This window comes from Actinosynnema sp. CS-041913 (genome assembly GCF_050942485.1).
GTDB lineage: Bacteria > Actinomycetota > Actinomycetes > Mycobacteriales > Pseudonocardiaceae > Actinosynnema.
Map to the genome: position 1 here is coordinate 5,777,202 of NZ_CP192037.1, position 19,319 is coordinate 5,796,520.

At 69.7% G+C, this 19,319-nt stretch carries 20 protein-coding genes; 10 read left to right on the forward strand and 10 right to left on the reverse strand.

What is annotated here, in order from left to right; all coding sequences use genetic code 11:
• The first annotated feature begins 866 nt into the window (after positions 1 to 866).
• Complete coding sequence (locus ACQPZF_RS25975; protein ID WP_433261123.1) at positions 867 to 1,721, forward strand: hypothetical protein; 855 nt, start codon at positions 867 to 869, stop codon at positions 1,719 to 1,721.
• Between the two features lie 357 nt (positions 1,722 to 2,078).
• On the opposite strand, the gene ACQPZF_RS25980 is transcribed toward ACQPZF_RS25975, so the two are convergent.
• The 3 genes from ACQPZF_RS25980 to ACQPZF_RS25990 form a co-directional block, all read right to left on the reverse strand.
• Positions 2,079 to 2,804 carry a hypothetical protein gene (locus ACQPZF_RS25980; protein WP_433261125.1) on the reverse strand — a complete coding sequence of 242 codons (726 nt, stop codon included), beginning with the start codon at positions 2,802 to 2,804 and terminating at the stop codon, positions 2,079 to 2,081.
• Positions 2,805 to 2,940: 136 nt separating this feature from the next.
• Positions 2,941 to 3,240, reverse strand: coding sequence for a WXG100 family type VII secretion target (locus tag ACQPZF_RS25985; RefSeq protein ID WP_433261127.1), 300 nt, complete (start codon positions 3,238 to 3,240; stop codon positions 2,941 to 2,943).
• A 35-nt stretch (positions 3,241 to 3,275) separates the two neighbouring features.
• A complete protein-coding gene (locus ACQPZF_RS25990; RefSeq protein WP_433261129.1) occupies positions 3,276 to 3,608 on the reverse strand; it encodes a WXG100 family type VII secretion target in 333 nt (110 codons plus the stop codon).
• Positions 3,609 to 4,042: 434 nt separating this feature from the next.
• Here ACQPZF_RS25990 and ACQPZF_RS25995 point away from each other — a divergent pair, with 434 nt between their 5' ends.
• The 4 genes from ACQPZF_RS25995 (at position 4,043) to ACQPZF_RS26010 (ending at position 6,834) form a co-directional block, all read left to right on the forward strand.
• Positions 4,043 to 4,708 (forward strand): response regulator transcription factor, encoded by a 666-nt coding sequence (locus ACQPZF_RS25995; RefSeq protein WP_433261131.1) that lies wholly within the window; start codon positions 4,043 to 4,045, stop codon positions 4,706 to 4,708.
• A gap of 171 nt (positions 4,709 to 4,879) precedes the next feature.
• On the forward strand, positions 4,880 to 5,302 hold the full coding sequence (locus tag ACQPZF_RS26000; RefSeq protein WP_433261133.1) for a VOC family protein: 423 nt from the start codon (positions 4,880 to 4,882) through the stop codon (positions 5,300 to 5,302).
• Between the two features lie 337 nt (positions 5,303 to 5,639).
• Positions 5,640 to 6,161, forward strand: coding sequence for a hypothetical protein (locus ACQPZF_RS26005; RefSeq protein ID WP_433261135.1), 522 nt, complete (start codon positions 5,640 to 5,642; stop codon positions 6,159 to 6,161).
• A gap of 250 nt (positions 6,162 to 6,411) precedes the next feature.
• On the forward strand, positions 6,412 to 6,834 hold the full coding sequence (locus ACQPZF_RS26010) for an ATP-binding protein (protein WP_433261137.1): 423 nt from the start codon (positions 6,412 to 6,414) through the stop codon (positions 6,832 to 6,834).
• A gap of 21 nt (positions 6,835 to 6,855) precedes the next feature.
• Here the strand turns inward: ACQPZF_RS26010 and ACQPZF_RS26015 are convergent, their stop codons facing one another.
• Together ACQPZF_RS26015 and ACQPZF_RS26020 are read right to left on the reverse strand one after the other, a co-directional pair.
• Positions 6,856 to 7,551, reverse strand: a complete 696-nt coding sequence (locus tag ACQPZF_RS26015) for an IMP dehydrogenase (RefSeq protein ID WP_433261139.1) — start codon at positions 7,549 to 7,551, stop codon at positions 6,856 to 6,858.
• Between the two features lie 136 nt (positions 7,552 to 7,687).
• Positions 7,688 to 8,185 (reverse strand): hypothetical protein, encoded by a 498-nt coding sequence (locus ACQPZF_RS26020; protein ID WP_433261141.1) that lies wholly within the window; start codon positions 8,183 to 8,185, stop codon positions 7,688 to 7,690.
• A gap of 201 nt (positions 8,186 to 8,386) precedes the next feature.
• On the opposite strand from ACQPZF_RS26020, the gene ACQPZF_RS26025 reads away from it, so the two are divergent.
• The 3 genes from ACQPZF_RS26025 (at position 8,387) to ACQPZF_RS26035 (ending at position 9,988) form a co-directional block, all read left to right on the forward strand.
• Entirely contained in the window at positions 8,387 to 8,605 is a 219-nt protein-coding gene (locus ACQPZF_RS26025) for a cold-shock protein (RefSeq protein ID WP_433261143.1), read from the forward strand.
• Positions 8,606 to 8,702: 97 nt separating this feature from the next.
• A complete protein-coding gene (locus ACQPZF_RS26030; protein WP_433261145.1) occupies positions 8,703 to 9,275 on the forward strand; it encodes a hypothetical protein in 573 nt (190 codons plus the stop codon).
• A gap of 284 nt (positions 9,276 to 9,559) precedes the next feature.
• Entirely contained in the window at positions 9,560 to 9,988 is a 429-nt protein-coding gene (locus tag ACQPZF_RS26035) for a PLAT/LH2 domain-containing protein (protein WP_433261147.1), read from the forward strand.
• Between the two features lie 63 nt (positions 9,989 to 10,051).
• On the opposite strand, the gene ACQPZF_RS26040 is transcribed toward ACQPZF_RS26035, so the two are convergent.
• On the reverse strand, positions 10,052 to 11,233 hold the full coding sequence (locus ACQPZF_RS26040; protein ID WP_433261149.1) for a PucR family transcriptional regulator: 1,182 nt from the start codon (positions 11,231 to 11,233) through the stop codon (positions 10,052 to 10,054).
• 258 nt (positions 11,234 to 11,491) lie between these two features.
• Here ACQPZF_RS26040 and ACQPZF_RS26045 point away from each other — a divergent pair, with 258 nt between their 5' ends.
• Positions 11,492 to 12,001: a hypothetical protein gene (locus tag ACQPZF_RS26045; RefSeq protein WP_433261151.1), complete on the forward strand. Its 510-nt coding sequence runs from the start codon at positions 11,492 to 11,494 to the stop codon at positions 11,999 to 12,001.
• A 91-nt stretch (positions 12,002 to 12,092) separates the two neighbouring features.
• Here the strand turns inward: ACQPZF_RS26045 and ACQPZF_RS26050 are convergent, their stop codons facing one another.
• The 4 genes from ACQPZF_RS26050 to ACQPZF_RS26065 form a co-directional block, all read right to left on the reverse strand.
• Positions 12,093 to 13,727, reverse strand: a complete 1,635-nt coding sequence (locus tag ACQPZF_RS26050; protein WP_433261152.1) for an amidase — start codon at positions 13,725 to 13,727, stop codon at positions 12,093 to 12,095.
• A 157-nt stretch (positions 13,728 to 13,884) separates the two neighbouring features.
• Positions 13,885 to 15,705, reverse strand: a complete 1,821-nt coding sequence (locus tag ACQPZF_RS26055) for a helicase-associated domain-containing protein (RefSeq protein ID WP_433261154.1) — start codon at positions 15,703 to 15,705, stop codon at positions 13,885 to 13,887.
• A 65-nt stretch (positions 15,706 to 15,770) separates the two neighbouring features.
• A complete protein-coding gene (locus tag ACQPZF_RS26060; RefSeq protein WP_433261156.1) occupies positions 15,771 to 16,367 on the reverse strand; it encodes a DUF3558 family protein in 597 nt (198 codons plus the stop codon).
• 119 nt (positions 16,368 to 16,486) lie between these two features.
• Positions 16,487 to 17,962, reverse strand: a complete 1,476-nt coding sequence (locus tag ACQPZF_RS26065; RefSeq protein WP_433261158.1) for an APC family permease — start codon at positions 17,960 to 17,962, stop codon at positions 16,487 to 16,489.
• Positions 17,963 to 18,104: 142 nt separating this feature from the next.
• Here ACQPZF_RS26065 and ACQPZF_RS26070 point away from each other — a divergent pair, with 142 nt between their 5' ends.
• On the forward strand, positions 18,105 to 19,208 hold the full coding sequence (locus ACQPZF_RS26070; protein ID WP_433261160.1) for a DUF6461 domain-containing protein: 1,104 nt from the start codon (positions 18,105 to 18,107) through the stop codon (positions 19,206 to 19,208).
• Positions 19,209 to 19,319 lie beyond the last annotated feature (111 nt).

A 19,319-nucleotide genomic window follows, 5' to 3' on the forward strand; every position in this document is an offset into this window, starting at 1 on the left:
GCGGCATCATCGGAGGCGACATCGGAGGCACAGCCCCGCCGCCACCAACAGGCACCTTGGACGCCCACGACTCCGGACGACCAGCAGGAGCCTCCAAACCACCAGGCTCGACAACCGGCGGCGGCGTACCACCCGACCACGGCGCCGACTCATTGCCCAACAAACCAGACGAATCCGGACGCTCCACACCCGAACCCGAACCCGGCGAACCACCCGCCGGCGGCGGCATCATCGGAGGCGACATCGGAGGCACAGCCCCGCCGCCACCAACAGGCACCTTGGACGCCCACGACTCCGGACGACCAGCAGGAGCCTCCAAACCACCAGGGTCAACAACCGGCGGCGGCGTACCACCCGACCACGGCGACGTCTCATTGCCCAACAAACCAGACGAATCCGGACGCTCCACACCCGAACCCGAACCCGGCGAACCACCCATCGGCGGCGGCATCATCGGAGGCATCGGGCCGCCCCGGTCGTCCTGCCTCTGCCCAGAGCCCGGCCCGTTGATGTCCGTCGCCCAGTCCGTTGGCTTCAACCCGTCGGGCGGCGGAATCGAGGACGGCGGAATCGAGGACGGCGGCGGCAACGGCGTACCGCCACCTGGCATCGGCTTGAGATCCGGCGTCCCGCCGCCGCCCTTCAGGCCACCGCCGGACATATCCGGCAGCTTGCTGTTGCCCAGGTTGCTGTTGCCCAGGCCATTCGTACCGGATGGCGGGAGGACCGAAGGCGGCGGAGTCGGCCGGGCACCAGTCGGCCCGGTACCGGTCGGCGGCGTGCCCGGCGGCACCCGGTCGGGCTGACGCAACGAACCACCCGGCGGCAACGGCGAACCATCCGGCGTCTGCACACGAGACAGCGGCATGTTCCGGGGCAACTGGTCAGGGGACTGTCGCAATCCGTCAGGCGGCGGCGTCGGCGTCAGCGGCTTCAGCGGAGGCGGCGACTGCGACGGCTTCGGCGGAGGAGAAGACTGCATCGGCTTCGGCGGAGGAGCCGACTGCGATGATCCCATCGGCTTCGGCGACGCCGGCGGCTTCGGCGGAGGAGTCGCCTGCAGCGACTGCAGTGGAGGCGACTGCGATGGTCCCATCGGCTTCGGCGACGCCGGCGACTTCGGCGGAGGAGGCGTCTGCGGCGACTTCGGCGGAGGAGGCGTCTGCGGCGACTTCGGCGGAGGAGGCGACTGCGGCGACTTCGGCTTCGGCGGAGGAGGGGGCGGCTTCGGCAGAGGAGGAGGCGTCGGCGTCTTGAGGCCTGGCGGAGGGGCCGGCTTATCGACGAGGTCCGTGATGTCCGGCGGGCGGACCGCCTCCACCGAAGTCTTGTACTGGTCGGTGAGGTGCCGCGCGACGATTCGCATGTCGTCGGTCATCATCTTCACGATCTCGGGTTTCGCCGAGACCTGGACCAGACCGTTCGACATGACCGGCGCGCCGGCTTCCTTCGCCTCGTTCGCGTACCAGACGTTGATGTCGTTGAGCCGCCCTTGCGCCCAGCGGAGTTGCTGGCCGTTGTTCCACAGGCTGCTCGGCACGGGGTTGGAGCCGTGGCCGGCGATCTGGTCGGCTCTGGCGCGGATCTCGCGGGAGAGCTTCTGCATCAGGTTCAGGAACGAGGTGGCGGCCTCACCCTTCCACGCGCCGTGTTCGCCGGCGAGCGCCTTCGCCTGGTTGGCCACGCTCTCGGCGATGAGGTACATGGAATTCTGGGCGTAGTTGAGGGTTGTCGCGGTTTCCTCGAGCGTCTCCGGGGAGGCGTACTGCTTCATGCGGTCGCTGTTCGAAGTCGTGTTGACGCCGCCCGGTCCGTTGTCCACCGCGGACCCGCCCACGACGGCCGCGTGGATGTCCTTCCACGACCAGTGCTCGAACGAGTAGAGGTCGTCCACCTTGCCTGACGTCGGCGGCCAGACCGAGCCGTCCGAGTCCTGACGGAAACCGTTGTTTTTGTGCTGTTCGATCTCTTTGTCGTCGGGCTTTACTGTATGGTCGTCGTCAGCCATGACCCCTCAACCCTCAACTTACGCAAAGCGAACACCGATGTGAGGCCACCACGTCGGGGCTGGGCGAACCTCAGGTCGCCGTGTTGCCCTTCATTCCGTTGATGTTTCCGCGCAGACCGCCGACGAATTCACCGAGATCTTTGCCGCTCATCTTGTTGAACTCTTCGTGGTTCTGGTAGGTGGCCGCGAGGGTCCGCGAAGACTTGACGATCTCCGTCAGCGCGTCCCTGACCCGGTCGATGAAACCCAGCGAGGCCGGCACGAGCCCTTTTGACCCGACGATACCGTCCTTCAATACGAAGGACGCGGGCAGGCTGCCGGGGGCGAGCTTGACGCCCTGCAGCTTCTTGGCAACCTCGTCGAGCGGACCGAAAAGCTGCTCGATGTTGCTCGCGAAGACCTTGATCGCCTCGGTGCTGACCTTCGTCACGCCCTTGCCGGGCGTCTTGTCGCCGCCGGGGACCGACGGGGCCTTGAACGGTTTGTCGTCGCCGAACTTGTGTTCCGGATCACCGGGAGCCTTGTCGTCCCGTTCGTCCTTGTGCTTGTCGGAATTGAAGTAGCCCTTGACGTCCTTGCCGCCACCGTCATTGTCCGGCGGCGCGTCCTTGCCCCCATGCTGCGGGATGTGCGTTTTCTCGTACTTCTCCCACTCCGCCCACTCTTTGTCGAACAACTTCTCGTCGAAGCTGTGGTTCTCACTGCCGTCCGAAAGGGTCTTCGGGTTCGTATCGGAGAGAAAATCGTCCGGACCTTTGTCGAGCTTGATTCCGGTCTTGGGATCCGTGTAGGTCATCCACCCACCATCCAGGTCAGCGATCTAGCTGTCGAAATCAACGACCGGAACGTGCCGCCCACCCCGGTCTGCCAAGCCGAGCCCAGAGCACGGCGCCGGCGCGAGTTGACCGCCGGTCGCCGCGCCGGAAAGTCCGTCAGCGGACGGAGCCGTCCCACATCTGGGTGCCCGTGTGCTCGACCTTGAGATAACCGTTGGAGATCTCGTTGAGCGTCACCTCGGCCCGCTGCAGGGAATAGGGCATCCGCGCGGCGGCGGCGTCCCACTTCTGCTTGCTGACGTTGTAGGCGTCGCGCGCGTCGCTGGTCCACTCCTGGAGGCTGCCGGTTACGTTGCTGTGCAACTCGTCGAGCATCGTCCGGATGTTGTTGGTGATCGCGGCCATGTTGTCCCGCGTGGCGTCGGCCAGCGAGAAGTTGAACTGGTACTGAGCCAAGACCTTCTCCTTAACTATCCGTGCGGCCGGAAGCCTTACTTCCCGCGCTCGAGGTCGGACAGGCCGCCGGCCCACTGGCCCGCGATGCTGGTGGCGTTCTCTTCGTTCTGGCTGTAGACGGTGGCGTTGCCGCCCATCGTCTCGATCATGTGGTTCAGCTCCTGGATGATGATCTGGAACTGACGCTCCCAGTCGTTCATCGCCTGACCGAACTTGGCCGACGCATCACCGGTCCACGAGGCCATCAGCGAGGCCTGGTTCTCGTTCACCGACTGCATCTGCCTGGTCGCCGAAGACGACGCCGCCTCGAAGAGCGAGGCGGCTTGCTTCATGCCCGTTGTTGCTACCGATACGTTGTCGACTGCCATCGCGATTTCTCCGGTTTTGTCGAATCGGACACGATGCAGGGTGCAAATGACCTGCTACGCCCCGCCGTCGCGGAGTCTGCCTGTCGATCACTCCGGCGGGAAAGCGAGCGGGGGTCACCTTGCCCGATCGTCCCCCCAGGTTGCCTGGTTCCGCCCTGGGCACCGCTTCGATAGCCACCTCACGGCGGCGCAGCCGTCAGTGTGCGGCCGGCTCAGGCCGCCGGGTTGGTGGCGCACGACGCAGGGCCCGGCAGGCGAGGAGCCGACCTGACCGAGGCGACACGGACCGCGTACCCGTCGCGCTCCAGCAGTCGGGCGCGGGACACACTGGCCGCCCCCACCGCACACGGTGTCGGGACGGAATGGAGGGATCATCCGCTGCGTTTGAACTTCGCACGAAAAACCTTTGAGTCGGGATGCGGATACTCAGCGGCATGAGCCAGCAGCGGCTGCACGCCGGGCGTTCGCAGGTCGTCAAGGTTGCGGTGCACTCATCGGACGCGGTCAGCAGGCGGGGTGCGACCGATCTCCTCAGCGGTGATCCCAGGTTGCGCGTGCTCGACGAAGCGGATCACCCGCAGGCCTCCGTCACGGTCGTCGTGGAGCGGTTAGTCGGCGATCCGGCACTCTCCTGGTTGCGCCGAATCCGCGACGGGTCGACGGCGGAGATCACTCCTCGATGCGTGCTCGTGACCGACAGCGCTCGCGGCATCGGCGTGCTCACCGCCGTCGAATGTGGCGTCGCGGCTGTCCTGTCCAGGCAGGACGCCGACCGCACCCGGCTGGTGGAGACGGTGGTGTCGGTGAGCCGCGGCATCGCGCACCTGCCCCCGGCGATGCAGGGAGAACTGCTGCTCCAACTGGACCGGGTACGTCGCGAGGTCCTGGAACCGAACGGCCTGACCATGACCGGCGTGGACGCCCGCGAGCGCGACGTGCTCCGACTGCTCGCCGAAGGCCTGAGCACCGACGAGATCGCCAACGAACTCGCCTACTCGGAACGAACCGTGAAAAACGTCCTGTACGGACTGATGTCACGCCACGCCCTGAACACCAGGGCCCACGCGGTCGCATACGCACTGCGCACCGGCATCGTCTAACCGCCACACAGTACGGACCAGCACACACCACAGCGCACTCGGACAGACCACGCGCTGCCTGGCGGTGGACGCCGAGGCTGAGCGAGCCCTCCAGAGAAGAGGACACACCCTGGCCGCTTCCCTTGCGACTGTTGTCTCGCATCAGACATCACGTCCAGGTAAGGAGCAACCTTGTCCATCACGACCACGACCCACCTGAACTTCCGCGGCGACGCGCGCCCGGCGCTGGAGTTCTACCAGTCCGTGTTCGGCGGCCACCTCGCCGTCGTCACGTACACGGACGCCGGGAACGTCCAGGAGGAGTCCGCCGCCGACCAGGTGATGTGGGGCCAGGTGCTCGCCGAGAACGGCTTCCACGTCATGGCCTACGACGTGCCCTCGGGGATGGGCTACGACCAGGGCGAGAACTCGTTCTTCGTCTCCGTGCGCGGCCGGACCGTCGAAGAGGTAACCGGCTACTGGGAGAAGCTCTCCGCCGGGGCGACCGTCGTGATCCCGATGGGCCCGGCGGGTTGGGCTCCCGCCTACGGGATGCTGCGGGACCGTTTCGGCGTCGTCTGGGTCGTCGATGTCGTCAGCGAATACAACGGGTGACGCACCCGCCATGGGTGGGAAGTAACCCCACCCATGGCGGGCCCGGCCAATGGCCGAACACCCGACAGGACCCCACACGATGAGGAGGCGCTCTCTCGGCCGCACCGGAATCCAGGTCAGCCCCTACTCCCGCCCCCGGTGCGCTTCCTGCCCGCGTTCGACACAACTACCACGACCGCAGCCGCATCATCGACCACGCCCGCGGCCCTGATCCGATCGCGGACATCCGTGCCGCCGACCGGGTGATGGGCGGTCGGGTCGGCTAACGGCCCTGCGGCTGCGGCGAAGTCACCGGTTGCCGCACGTTCCGCCGCCGGTCGCCGAGGAGGACGAACCCATGATGTCGTCACGACTGTCCCGTTGCGCCGCCGCGCTCCTGCTGACCGCCGCAGCCACGCTGATCGCCACACCTGCCCGAGCCGCGGGCGTGGACCAGGTGTGCGTGGGCACTGAAGTCACCACCTTCGACCCGCCGCTGACCCTCACCGCCCGGCCGACGACCATCACCGTCAGCGGCGTCTACCCCACGTGCACGAGCCCCGCGGCGGTCACGGCGACCTACTCCGAGACCTTCGTCCTCACCGCGTCCTGCCTGGTCCTGTTCGACTCCGGTTCGGCCCTCCGCACCTTCACGTGGGGCGGGACGACGGCGCCGAGCACGTTCCAGTACAACGTCACCTCCAGCGCCGTGGCCGGCCAGGTCGTGGTGACCAACACCGGCGTGATCACCGCGGGCGGCTTCGCGCCGGCGGGCGCGGAACAGGTGATCACCCTGGTGACTCCGAACCTCCTCCAATGCCTGACCGTTGGGGTGCCGAGCGTGACCGGCCCGACCACCCTCACCGTCCACAGCCCCTGACGACGCCGCCCTCAGACAAGTCCACAGTGGACTGAACGATCGCTTTCGTGGTGCCGCTTGACCGGCCCCCGGCGGATTCGTGACGATCGTGCGACCCCATGCCTGGCCGAGGTCGACGCCACCAAGGTGTGCGAACATCCTGGTAACTGCGACGCAAGGAGATCAAGAACCCCTCGCGCATGGTGTTGTCGGGGCAAGCGGACGATGATGAGCGTTCCGTGCAACGTGGTGGGGTGAAAGGCAGGATCGGATGGACCAGCCACCGCAGGGCGACCCACCCGCGGCGCTCATGCTCCCGCTGCCCGACACCGTCCGGTTGGCGTCGGTCCGTAGCTGGACGGCCGCCGCTCTGACCGGGTGGACCGAGGACGAGCGGGAGGACTGCCTGTTGGTGATGAACGAGCTGGTCAGCAACGCCTACGACCACGGGAGCGGCCCGCGCCGCCTGCGGCTGTCCTGCGCCTCGCCGCCCGGCCTGGTCCGGATCGAGGTGGACGACACCTCCTCCGAGGCGCCCACTCCCCGCCGTTCCCGGATCAGCACGACCCGCGGCCGGGGCCTGGTGATCGTGCAACAACTGTCCCAGCAGTGGGGCGTGATCTTTCACGACTTCCACAAGACCGTCTGGGCCCAGATCAGCACCCGCGCCGCCCACCTCGCCCAGTCCCGGTAGCGCCGGTGGCGCTACCGGCGGTCAGTCGAGGGTCGTGTCGGCGTTGTCGCGCACGGCGACCGCGGCGGTGTTCTCCTGGTAGCTCTGCTCGGAGACCAGGGTGACCCGGGCGGTGGCCTGGAAGGTCGGGATGGTCGCCGCGCCGCACGAGGCCATCGTGGCCTTGATCTTCGCCACGGTCAGGGCCAGCGTGTCGCCGAGGTCGCCCACGTAGGGCACGTAGCCGTCGACGCCCTCTTCGAAGTGCAGTTTGTCCTCGCCCTGGTCGTAGCGCTGCCAGTTCCGCGCCCGGCCGGAACCCTCGCCCCAGTACTCCTTGAACACCGAGCCGCCGATGCGCACCTTCTTGCCCGGTGACTGGTCGAACCGCGCGAAGTAGCGGCCCGTCATGACGAAATCCGCGCCCGCGTCGGCCAGGAATCGGAACGCCTCACCGTCGACCACGTTGCCACCGCCGATCGGCACGTCCGGGAACTCCCGCTTGACCCACCGCAGCGCCTCGGCCTGCCAGTCGCTGTACCCGTCGGAGGAGTCCAGGCACAGCACGTCCGCCCCCGCCTCGACCAGCGCCGGCGCCCGCTCGCGGTAGTCGTGCGTGTTGACACCCGCCCCCACCCGGAACCGCTTGGCCGTGTCCACCACCGCGCCGGGGAACTGCTTGTGCTCGGCGTAGTCCGACCGGAACACCAAATGCTGGAGGTGCCCGGCGCCGTCCACGACCGGCAGGCAGTCCAGCCGCTCCTCCCACAGCAGGGTGTTGGCCTCCGCGCCAGAGTCTCCACAGGGGCCGGACGTCCGTTCAGCCGGCCCTGCAACGCACGGGCACCACCCTCGGCGGAGTCGAAGACAAGCGTCACGACGGAGGTTGCCCTGGGGCTCGGCGAACGACACGTGCCAGTTCGCCCCGATAGGTCGTGCCCAGCCCGGTGACGGTGCCTTCGAACGGCCCCTTCCCTCGAACCGTGGTGGTGAACCAGTTCGGCGGCAGCACGACTCGGTCACCGACCTCTAGCGGAGGACTGCCGCCCCATCGGTACGCGTACCGGCCGTCGATCTCGACCACTTGATCGCCGTCGAAGTCGTAATAACGCAAGGCGTCCTCGAGTTTCTTCGTCAACTCCGCGACCTTGCTTTCCAACTGTTCGACACGGTCCTTCCGGTACTCCGCGCTCCACTCGGCCATCTGTTGACCACGGCGCATACCCTCTTCGAGCCCAATCCCGTACCACCGGGCCAGCTCGTCGTCGCCGTCGGCGGCGTGGCTTCGGCACGACACGACCGAGCCGTGGAGCTGGGTTTGGCACGGCTTGCCCGACTTGGTCGGACGCCCGCATCGCCGGATCTCAGGCACATCAGCCATGGGACACCACCTTCCTCAACAGAGTGATGGCCCGGCCCTGCCGCAACGTTACGCACATCCGGTGTCGTCGGTCTCGAAAGTAGTTGGGTCGACGCCCTGCGGTCACGCGGTCAGCGAGGGAGCCACGCCGATCGGCCGACCACGGGCTCACGGTCGGTTGACCCGACAGAGGGCGGTCGCCATGCTCCCGACATGGCCCACGGCATCGTGAAGTTCTTCAAGGACAAGAAGGGCTGGGGCGCGATCGCCTCGGCCGACCTGCCGGACGGCTTCGACGCGTGGGTGCACTTCAGCGTGATCGAGATGGACGGCTACCACGTCTTGGAAGCCGGTGACCAGGTCGAGTTCGACTACGAAACAGCCCGTCAGGACAGCTTCCACTTCCGCGCGACCCGCGTCCGCAAAGTCTGACCATCCGCCAGCCTCCGCCCGCGATGGTGGGCTGGGTCGTTGTCCAACCGTTGTCACTTTCCGCCCACGGCGCTTCCGAGGCCGCCACCCTGGAACCGTGGACGACGAAGCACCGACCGCACGGTTCCCCTGGCTCACGGTGTTCTGGGCCGCGCTGATCCTCGCGTGGTTGCTCACCGTGCCACTGTTCGCGGTCCAAGGCGCCTTCGTGTCGTTCCTGGGAACGCCGACCGGCGCCGAACTCGCCCTGCGCGACAACCTCTACGGCTGGGCGCAGATCGCCGCCATCGCACTGCCCGTGCTCGGCGTGACAGTGGCCGTAGCGGCAAAGCAGTGGACGGCCGCGATCGTCGTGGGAAGCGTGCTCCTCTTCAGCGCCGCGAACATCGCCGTCGAACGCTCGCGCGACCGCCCACCCACACCGACCACCTACGCCCCCGTCTGCCAAGGACACAGGGGCGGCGACGTCACCGACCCCTGCCCTTCGACGGAACGCGACCCGAGCCCGGTGTCGTTCGGGTCGGGCTACCGCACGGATCGCTATCCGGCCTCGTCTGTGGGTCATCGGTGGCCGCGTCCCCGGCACGCGGACGCGTCACCACCGCCACGCCGAGCGGCACCTCGCCCGCGGACAACCCGTCGAGCGCGGCGAACTCGTTCACCCGGTTGACGAAACCCGCCGGCGGCCGAGGTAGCTGGTCCGGCGGCTCGACCGACCCGACGACGAGGTTGTCGACCACCACATCACCACCGACGGAACCGACCTGCACCACCGACCCGGCGACGCCCTCGACCGTGTTGCGGACACCGGCGTCCCGCCGAGCCCCACTCGAATCCGGCTGCCGGGGACGGGCCGCGCTGCCGGTCGACCGTCGAGCCACCACCGATCGGCTGCCCCGGTCGCCTTCACTGGGCAGGCGCTACCCACGCGCATGAACCATGGAGGAGGGGCTGGTGAACAGAACGAGAAGCGCGATTCGCACCGTGCTGTGCATGATCGTGGCGATGGCCGCCGTGCTCGCCGGGACGAGCGTCGCGCAGGCGACGGTGGTCTCCTACACGGTCCGGGTGAAGACCTGCGATCGGGCGAACGCCGACACCGACGGCAACCTGCACATCACGATCCTCGGCACCGCGGGCGAGGTGCCGGCGACCGAACTCGACAACCCCGGCGACGACCGCGAACGCAACCGGACCGACGAGTACGACCTGCTGGGCGAGGACATCGGCACGGTCACCTCGATCATCCTGCAGTTCCGGCTGGCCGGCAGCACGGACTGGTGCCTGGTCGACGTCGTGATCGTCGGCCCGCACGGGGTGACGGTGCACCCGTTCAACAACTTCATCAGGAACAACGCGAACATCCAGATCGGCGCGGCGTGACCGCGCCGCGGCTGCGGCGGTGCTCGGTGCCGCCGCAGCCGCGGCCGGTGCGGTTGCCGCTGGTCAGTCCCAGGCGCCGGCGAGGGTGCGGGCGATGGCGGTGGCGAGGATGCGAACCCCGTGCGGTGAGCCGGGGTCGATGCCGGTCAGCTCCTCGGCCCGGTGCAGCCGGTAGTCCAGGGTCCGCGGGTGGATGCACAGCGACTGCGCGGTGCGCAGCCGACTGCAGTCGTTCCGGTAGTAGCAGTCCAAAGTAGACACTAGGTTCGGTCCGGCGGCGAGGCGGCGTGCGACCTCGCGCAGCCACTGGTCGACCTTGGGCAGCCGGGCGACGGCGAGTTCCACGAAGACGTCGGCGACGCCGTGCATGCGGCGCGGCGCGGCCTGCACCGGCGCGACACCCGCGGCCTGCCGCGCCAAGGCCGCGGCCTCGGCCAGCCCGTTCACCCGCCCGCCGGCGCAGCCGACCGCGCACGGCCCGCCGAGCGACTCGGCGAAGTCCCGGACCACCGCGAGCGCCGGGTCGTCGGGCGCGGCCGGCAGCCACGGCGGGGCCAGGCCGCCGCTCGGCACGAGCGCGACGAATTCCGCCAGCTCCGCCCAGCTCATCGGCACTTGGTGCTGCTTGAACAGGTGCTCGACGACGTCACCGCGGGACGGCAGGACGCCGGCCGACGCCGGGACGCGGACCACCACCACGGTGTAGTGGTCCGACAGCCGCACGCCGAGGGAGGACGACACGTGACGCGCCATCGCGTCGTCGGCGAGCAGCATCCGCGTCAACTGCTGAACCCGCTCGGCCACCGACAGGAAACGCCGCTGCCCCTCCAGGAAACCCTCGAAGTAGGCGCTGGTGCCGATCCTGCCCTGCGCGCCGAACCAGCCGGTGAGGTGGAGCAGGTCGGCCAGGTCGTTCGGCCCGGTCGCGTCCTGGATCTCGTGCAGCATCAGCGTGCCGTGCAGCACCACGGCACGCCGCACCGACGCCGGCGAGACGCCCTGCGCGCCCCGCTCGGCCCCGATCGCGGCGATGCGGGCGCGGTCGTCCTCGGCCAGCGGTCGTTCGTCGGATGCCAGGGACACCGTGCTGCGCCGGAACCAGACCGCGTAGTCCAGCATCGCGGCTCTCGCGCGCGGGTCGGCGGCGGTGTCCCGGTACTCGGGCAGTTCCCTCCCGTAGACGGCGATCTCGTTGCGGGCGTTCGTCTCCGCCCGCCTGTTCAAGGCGACGAAAAGACCCTTCATCACAGCTCCCGGCCCGGGGCGGCACGCCACCGGGCAAGCCGATGCTAGTGAGTGTTCCCGGTGGCCGGTGCGAAGAACATCCCAGTGGCGGCACAAGATCGACCGCCCGGCGGTGTCCGGGCACCCCGTTTGCGCGACGTGACAAAACAGCCGGCACCGCAGGGCACGCGGGCGTCGCCCTTTCACGAAGCGCCGCCGCCCGGAGCCTTGACACGCTGACGCCCCGAAGTCCCCCGACCCCACCCCTAGGAGACGCACATGTTGCGCTCGCGACCCAATCGCGTGGCCACGCTGCTGGTCGGCGCCCTCGCCACGGTCGGCGCGATGGTCACCGCCGTCGGCCCGGCCACCGCCGCGCCGACGACTTCCTACACCTGCAACGACCCGCTCACCGGCGTGGACTTCCTCGCCTCGTGGACGGGCACCGGCGCCTCCGACATCATCTGGGCCCAGCCCGGCAGCGTGCTGGTCTCGCTCGGCGGCGACGACTCGGTGTACTCCGAGATCGCCGGCCCGACCGCGATCGCCTGTCTCGGCAACGGGGCCGACACCTTCGGCAACAGCGACCTGCAACAGAGTTCGGTGGGCTACTTCCGGGTCCGCGGCGAGGACGGCAACGACAACATCACCGGCGGCAACGGCAACGACGTCCTGGTCGGCGGCAAGGACAACGACACCCTGGTCGGCGGACCCGGACAGGACCGGGTCGACGGCGGGCCCGGCGTGGACCGGTGCGACGCCGAGATCGAGACCAACTGCGAGTTCTGACCCCGCCGGCCGGGCCGCCACCCCGCGGAGGTGGTCCGGCCGTCACCGGGCGATGTCGGCCGGTTCAGGGGTCGGCCAGTTCAGGGTTCGGTCAGTTCAGGGGTGGGGTGCTCGTCGGTGGCCGGCGGTGGTGCGTCGCTTGCTCGTAGTCGAACCCCAGCCCGAGCAGGGTCGGTTCGCTGAACGGCGCGCCCAGCAGCTCGACACCCACCGGCAGGCCGTCCGGGGTGAAGCCGGCGGGGACGGTCAGGGCCGGGAAGCCGGTGTTGGCGGCCAGGGCGCAGGACCTGCCCCCGGGCTGCGGTTGCCCGATCACAGGGGCCTGCTGCGGGACGGTCGGATAGACCAGCGCGTCGAGGTCGTTGTCGTCCATGAGCGTCCGCAGCAGTTGTTGCGCTTCCGCCCGCCGGGCCAACCGCTGGTGGTAGTCGTCCTGCGGGCCGGTCGAGCGACCCAGCCGGGGCTTGAGCCGCTCCAGCACGGTCGGCGTGACGTCGCCGGAGGTGACGATGTCGGCCAGCGTCACCAGGTCTGTCGGCGGCTCCAGCCGGGCCAGTGAGCGCGGGAACTTGGAGCCCGGTGCCGCCAGGTAGCGGTTGAGGTCGCGCTCGTGCTCGTCGTTGATCACCCAGGAGGCGTCCACGGCGGCCATCAGCGCGGGTTGGGCCGGCAGGTCGATGACGGTCGCGCCCTGCGCCGCCATGTCCGCCGCGGCCTCCCGGACCAGCGCCGTCGTCACCTGCTCCGGGGCCGACGTGCCCAGATAGTCGGTGAGCACACCGATACGGGCGTCGACCAACGCGGTGTCGCCCAGCGCGGCGGTGTAGGTGTGCGGTATTCGTCCGATGGACGCCTTGGTGGACGGGTCGTCCGGGTCGTACCCGGCGGTGGCGTCCAGGACCAGCGCGATGTCACGGACCGACTTGGCCATGGGGCCGCCGACGTCCTGGGTGTCCGAGAGGGGCGCGATGCCGTCGCGGCTGGAAAGCCCCAGCGTGGGCCGCAACCCGACCAAACTGTTGTGCGCCGCCGGGTTGCGGATCGAACCGCAGGTGTCCGAGCCCAGGCCGAACGCGCCGAACGCGGCTGCGATGCCGGCGCCCGTGCCGCCGCTGGAGCCGCCCGGGTAGCGGGCCTGGTCGTAGGGGTTGCGGGTCTGCCCGCCGAGCGAGCTGATGGTCTCGATGCCGCTGGCGAACTCGTGCAGGTTGGTCTTGGCGACGACGATCGCGCCGGCGCCGCGCAGCCGCGCCACCTGCTCGGCGTCATCGGCGGTGCGCCAGCGCCGCAACGCCAGTGAGCCGTTCGACGTGGGCAGGTCCGCGGTGTCGTAGTTGTCCTTGATCAGGATCGGGATGCCGTGCAGCGGGCCGCGGACGTGCCCGCGACGCCGTTCGGCGTCGAGCCGGGCCGCGACGGCGATTGCGTCAGGGTCCTCGCGAATGACCGCGTTGACACCGGGCTGGTCGGCATAGGCCTGCTCGTAGGCGTCGATACGTGCCTTAAACGCCTTGACCAACCCGACCGAGGTGACCCGGCCGCCGGCCAGCAACTCGCCCAACCTGGTGGCGTCCACGTCCACCACCCAGTCGGCGATTCCCCGATCACCGACCACGGCGCCGCTACCCGTCGCCGCGACGACCGAAGGGGCGGACGTCACCAGGACGACGACACCCGCCACGAGTGCCGCTGCCCGGTTGCGCCGGCGGTGCGATCGTCCAGCCATGCCAGTCCCCTCACCGCCGCGCGACCCTGTCGAACAGCCAGGGGTCGAGAAGCACGAGCCGTTTGCCGGCGTTGCCCGGCCACGACCGGTACCGGCCAATCCTGAACTCCATGTGCCGTGGCGACTATCCGTCAAACGGGGTGCGTCGCGTCCACCATCACAGTCTCGCCGGTGACACCGACTTGATCCGCTCCACCCTGAACTGCCGGTCGGCCTCCCGCAGGTGACACCACGCCGCCAGGAACGGCCCGTCCCACCCGATCGGTGTGATGGTGCGTTGCGAGGATTCGCCCTTCCCGTCGACGTAGTCGATGCGCACGTCCGACCGGTCGTCGATGGCCCCCGCCAACAACGCCACCGCCTTCGTCGACAACTTCCGGTTCCGTGTCCGCACGATCTGCGCCGTCGACGGCTCGTCCGGGTCGGGGAGGTCCACCGCAACCGGCTCCGCCTCTTCCACCGGAGCGACCGCTCGCGCCTTCCGCCGCCGCCGAACCACGACACTTCCCGACGACGGGTCCTCGACCACCGCGAACCCTTCCGCCCGCAACTGCGCGACCGACTCGGAAGGCGTCATCGCACCCGCCGCCACGGTCGGCGCCAACTCGGCGAAACCGGGTAATCGCACCACCTCCGCGATGACGTTCGGCTCCGCCACCACGCAGCACCCCACCTCCCGCACCCGCACCTGCCCCCGCCCGCGCTCCCCCAACAACGTCCGCAGCGCCCACGGCACGTTCCGCTGCGTCAGCCCGTTCAACGCGGTCAGCAACGACTCCCCGGTCCATCCCCGCGCGAACGCCGCCCGCACACTGGCCGGGGTGAACTGCCACACCCGGGCCCCGTCCTCCACCCGGCTCTCCGCGGAAGCCTCCAACAGCCGCGTGGCCTCCACCGTCAACTGGCCGAACACCACAGCCTTCAGGTCGTCCAGCACCTCCACCTCGCACGGCATCGGCACCACCACCCCGGCCACCGAAGCGGCCAACTCCTCCGTGTTGTCGGCGGACAACAACGCTTCCCCGCAGACGCTCAGCGCATCCCCCGCCACCACCCCCACCATCGCCGCCTCGCGCACCGCCCCGTCGACGCGCTCGTGCACCGCCGGGCAGAACCAAGGGGCGGCAGCAGCGATCCCCTTGATCGACGACCCGTCCCGCCCCGCTCGCAACACCGCCCACCGAGCCGCCCGAGCACGTGGCGACTCGACCTTCGACACGGCCGGATTCGGCCGGGCAGTCGGGGAATAGGACAACCGGAACCAGGTCCAGGCCAACTCGGCCCACTGCCGGGCAGGCGTCGCCTCCCGCCACCGCCAGTACCGCGCGGTCGCCTCGAAAGCCGTCCCGACCTGCACCGACAACCCGGCCGCGAACAGCAGGTCCAACACCAGCGACAGGTAGCCGTCGTCCAGCCCGAGCGCCGCCCGCAACCGCTGCCGCTCCTGCTTCCCCACCCCGCCTTCCTTCAACCCCACGATCGGCCTGCTGGTGTCCAACAACGCATAAGCCGAACGCAGCAGGTGCTGCGCCGAAGACCGCAACTCACCGTCCGAACCGCCCAGACCACGCTCGACCGCGGGCCGCCCGGTCACCTCCAACGGGCCGTCCGTCCGCTTCCACCGCTCCAGGAGCAGCGGCACCAGGCACACGACCTCGCCGTCCGGCCAGGCCACCCCGACCTCCCGCAGCTCGCGCAACGCCGACCGGACCGCCTCCCGATCCCCTCCGGTCAACGCCGCCACGGAGTCCACGGTGGCCTGAGCCCCCAACCTGGCCGCCGCCCGCCCCGCCGCCTCCGCATCCCGGCTGACCAACCGCACCGCAGCGAACGCCCCACGACCGCTCAACCGCTCCGCGAGCGCCTCAGGCCCGTCCGGCACCGGCGCCACCCACACCTCCGGCCGAACCCGCCGAACCTCAGCCAACTCCGCCCGGTCGATCCGACCGAGGTACTCCGCGAACGAACCGGTGCCCATACGTGGAATTCTGCCCAGGACCAAGGCTGTTCCGGAACCGGCGGCGCCGCCTCGAACGGTTCGATTCAGGAGGGCAGGCGGGACACGATGAGCCGGGCGAGGGACTCGGTGGCGGCGCACTGGTCGGCGGTGGAGTCCTTGACGACCACGATCATCGAGAGGCCGGCGGGCTTCGGCCGGTCCTCCGTCGCGGCTTCCAGCAGCACGGTCAGGTGGCACACGCCGTGGTCGCCCTTCCGGCGCGCCGGGTACCCGCCGATCTCCGCGCGCTCGCCGAGCCAGGCGATCACCGGGGCGGAGAAGGCCACCAGGCCCGAGTCCGGGCGTCCCTGCGCGTCGACACTGCCCTCGACCGACCAGTTGCACCGGTTCGGCTGGTTCCGCTGCCCCTCCATGACCGCGATCCCCAGAGCCGTCGAGACCTCGCCGGAGTCCAGCAGCGTGCACAGGTCGTCGGGCAACTCGTGGGGGTCGGACACCGTCTCCGCGCGCAGTTCAGCCTGAGCGTCCGAGACTTCCGAGGTGGAGGACGAAGTGCCGGGCGCGCTCGGGGTGGCCGGCGGCTGCCCGGTGGCGTCGGTGGTCGTGGTGGCGCAGCCGGCCGTCAGGACGAGGGCCACCAGCACCGCTGTCCGGGCCGACTTGGCGGCGAGGCGGTTCACAGCGCGGGACTCTAACCGATCAAGTCCACCCGGCCGGAGCGATCACGCAGCCATCGATCACGCCCCACAGCGGAAGCCGGTCTGACCTTCGGAGCGGCAACCGACCTGACCTCCGGCGATCAGTCGCCGGTACCCGCCGGCGATCGGTCGGTTGGGGCCGGGTCGCGTTCCAGGTCGGTGCTCAGCGCCTGGTAGACCGACGGGCGGTGGCGGCGCAGCCACCAGGCCACCGCCAGGCCCGCCGCCGCGACGAGCGGCAGCAGCCAGGGCAACCGGGCGATGACCGGGTTGTCCGAACCCGCCAGCGTGGGGAAGTTGGCGATCGCCAGCGCCACGATGACGGCCAGGCCGAGTGCACCCAGGCCGGGCGCGAGCACCGTCCGCGCGAACCGGCGGTCGCCGACCCTGCGGAAGTGGACCACGATCGCCACCGCCGCGAGGAACTGGAGCACGAGGATGCCGAGCGTGCCGAGACCGGTCATGCTCGCGGTCAGCGCGGTCACCGGATCGAGGCCGGCCAGCCGGAAGGCCAGCGCGACCAGCGAGGCGAACAGCAACTGCACGATCGCCGCACGCCGCGGCACGCCGGTGCCCAGGTGGGTGCGGCCCAGCCGCCGCGGCAGCACGCCCACCCGGCCCAGCGCGTACAGGTAGCGGGTGGCCGAGTTGTGCAGCGCCAGCAACGCGGCGAACAGGCTGACGACGAGCAGCACGGTCATCACCTTCGTCAACGCTTCGCCCAGGTGTTCCCGCGCCACGGAGAAGACCAGGTCGCCGGTCGACAGGTGCGCGAGGGCGACGTCCTGGGCCTGCGCGACGCCGATCGCGCTGACCACGGCCCAAGTGGTGAACGCGGCGAAGATCCCGATGAACCCGATCGCGAGGTAGGTCGCCCTCGGGATCGTCCGGCGCGGGTCTTTCGCCTCCTCGCCGAACAGCGCCGTGGCCTCGAACCCGATGAACGCGTTCGCGGCGAACAACAAGGCCAGCCCGCCCGCGCCCTGCGCCACCACCGAGGGGTCGAACACGGACAGCGAGAACCCATGCCGGACCAGCACGCTGACGTCCAGCACCAGCAGGATCGACACCTCCAGGACCAGGCAGACCGCGAGCACCCGGGCGCTGACGCCGATGCCCCGCCGGCCGAGGAGGAACACCAGCACCACCGACAGCGCGCTCCACACGATCCAGTCGAGGTCCGGCCCGAACACCTCCGCGATCCCGGTGGAGGTGAAGAACCCGCTGGTGCCGATCGCGCCGGCGACGAAGCAGTTGTAGCCCAGCATCGCGATGAACCCGGCGACCAGCCCGAAGGTCTTGCCCAGCCCGCGCACGACGAACGCGTAGAAGCCACCGGCGTTGGTGAGGCTCTTCGACATCTGCGCGTAGCCCACCGCGAACAGCAACAACACGACCGTCGCCACGATGAACGCCACGACCATGCCGCCGCCGTTGCCGAGCGCGATGCCGAGGGCCGCGATCACCACCATCCCGGTCAACGGCGCGACCGCGGCCAGCACCAGGAAGACGATGCCGGGCACTCCGAGCACGTTGCGGGCGAGCGCTGTGTCTTCCCGAGACTCGCTGCGACTCATGGCTGGCGAGTATCCAACCGCGCACGGGCGCCGTCCTTGCCGTAGCGCGCACACGTCTTGCTCCTACGCGACCCGAACACGGCACCCGCGTTGCGGGCAGCCTCTCCGCATGGTGAGGCCGCGCCTGTGGAAGGGTGGATTCATGTTGCCGGAGCCCACTACCGAAGTCGATGCGGTGGACCACTACGTGGCGCTCTTGGCGGACGCCGGGTGGCCAGGGGAGACGATGTGCCTGACCGTCGTGCGCGGGCTTCCCGTCGCCGAGGCGCTGATCCGTTTCAACGGCGAGGCCACCGACCGCGAGGTGACGTTGGTCGACGCCGGCCAGGCCTCGACCGCCGCGTTCCCCGACGAACTGCCGCTCGTGGTCGCCGACGTGCTCGACGGGTGGGTGGTGCTGGCCGAGGACAACGGTTGGAACGGGGCGGATCTCTCGGTCCTGGCCCGGTTGTCGGAAGGCGGCACGGTTGCCGCGAGCGCCTACTGGAACGTCAACCTGCTCGCCCAAGTCGCCCTGGCCCACGACGGCGAGGTGGTCGGAGCCTTCGACTTCGTCATCGACGAGCCGCCCGCCGAGGGTGCGATGGAGCCGTTCATCCGAGGCTTGGACTTCACCGACGCCGAGCGGATGTGCGCAGCCGCGCTGGCTTTCCTCGAACGCGTCAGCGGCGTGCGCGTGCCGGTCGACTGGTCGACTCGCCCGCACCCCGCCTCGGTGATCGGCCGTTTTCCGTGGCTGAACCGGTCCGGCGCCACAGGGTGGCTGACCGACATGGCGCCGGAATTGCACGCGGGCCTGTCGACGGCGAGTGACGCGCAGGTCCGCGCCGTGACCACCCTTGCCGCCACTTGGGCTTGCGAGACAACCGGTGTCGAGGACCCGGCCGTGCTCGACACCCTCGCCCGAGACGTCGACACCGTGCCCGCCGCGGAGCGCGCCGTCCTGCGCGAACGCCTGGCCGAGCGCACCCGGGAGGAGTACCGGCAGGCCCTGAACCTGCGCTGGGACCACTGCCGCCCGCTGGGACTGGAGAAGATCGCCGCACTGCAGGGCGAAGTCAGCCGCCGCAACGCCGACCGTTCCGCCGAACACGGCTCGGTCGCCCGCACTCACGCCATGGTGGCGGCACGCGGCAGGCTGATGGACGACCCCCGGGTCGGCCTGGGCCTGGCGGTGGCCAACGCCTACCAGATCGACAAACCGGGCTGGCCCGCCCTCCGCGACCGCCTCACGCAAGCCCTCTGAGTCCTGCTCCAGAACCGACGGACTCCGACTTTCGGCCGACGTTGACCCCGACCTCGCGGACACCATAGGATGACGACGCTGGCGCCTTCGCTGGAACTGCCCGGCGACCGA

Excerpts from the sequence above, each read along its gene's own strand:
- ACQPZF_RS26005 (WP_433261135.1), top strand. The coding sequence starts at position 5,640 with ATGATGTCGTCACGACTGTCCCGTTGCGCCGCCGCGCTCCTGCTGACC.
- ACQPZF_RS25990 (WP_433261129.1), bottom strand. The coding sequence starts at position 3,608 with ATGGCAGTCGACAACGTATCGGTAGCAACAACGGGCATGAAGCAAGCC.
- ACQPZF_RS26045 (WP_433261151.1), top strand. The coding sequence starts at position 11,492 with ATGTTGCGCTCGCGACCCAATCGCGTGGCCACGCTGCTGGTCGGCGCC.
- ACQPZF_RS26010 (WP_433261137.1), top strand. The coding sequence starts at position 6,412 with ATGGACCAGCCACCGCAGGGCGACCCACCCGCGGCGCTCATGCTCCCG.
- ACQPZF_RS26055 (WP_433261154.1), bottom strand. The coding sequence starts at position 15,705 with ATGGGCACCGGTTCGTTCGCGGAGTACCTCGGTCGGATCGACCGGGCG.
- ACQPZF_RS25980 (WP_433261125.1), bottom strand. The coding sequence starts at position 2,804 with ATGACCTACACGGATCCCAAGACCGGAATCAAGCTCGACAAAGGTCCG.
- ACQPZF_RS25975 (WP_433261123.1), top strand. The coding sequence starts at position 867 with ATGTTCCGGGGCAACTGGTCAGGGGACTGTCGCAATCCGTCAGGCGGC.
- ACQPZF_RS26040 (WP_433261149.1), bottom strand. The coding sequence starts at position 11,233 with ATGAAGGGTCTTTTCGTCGCCTTGAACAGGCGGGCGGAGACGAACGCC.
- ACQPZF_RS26050 (WP_433261152.1), bottom strand. The coding sequence starts at position 13,727 with ATGGCTGGACGATCGCACCGCCGGCGCAACCGGGCAGCGGCACTCGTG.
- ACQPZF_RS26025 (WP_433261143.1), top strand. The coding sequence starts at position 8,387 with ATGGCCCACGGCATCGTGAAGTTCTTCAAGGACAAGAAGGGCTGGGGC.
- ACQPZF_RS26065 (WP_433261158.1), bottom strand. The coding sequence starts at position 17,962 with ATGAGTCGCAGCGAGTCTCGGGAAGACACAGCGCTCGCCCGCAACGTG.
- ACQPZF_RS26070 (WP_433261160.1), top strand. The coding sequence starts at position 18,105 with ATGTTGCCGGAGCCCACTACCGAAGTCGATGCGGTGGACCACTACGTG.
- ACQPZF_RS25995 (WP_433261131.1), top strand. The coding sequence starts at position 4,043 with ATGAGCCAGCAGCGGCTGCACGCCGGGCGTTCGCAGGTCGTCAAGGTT.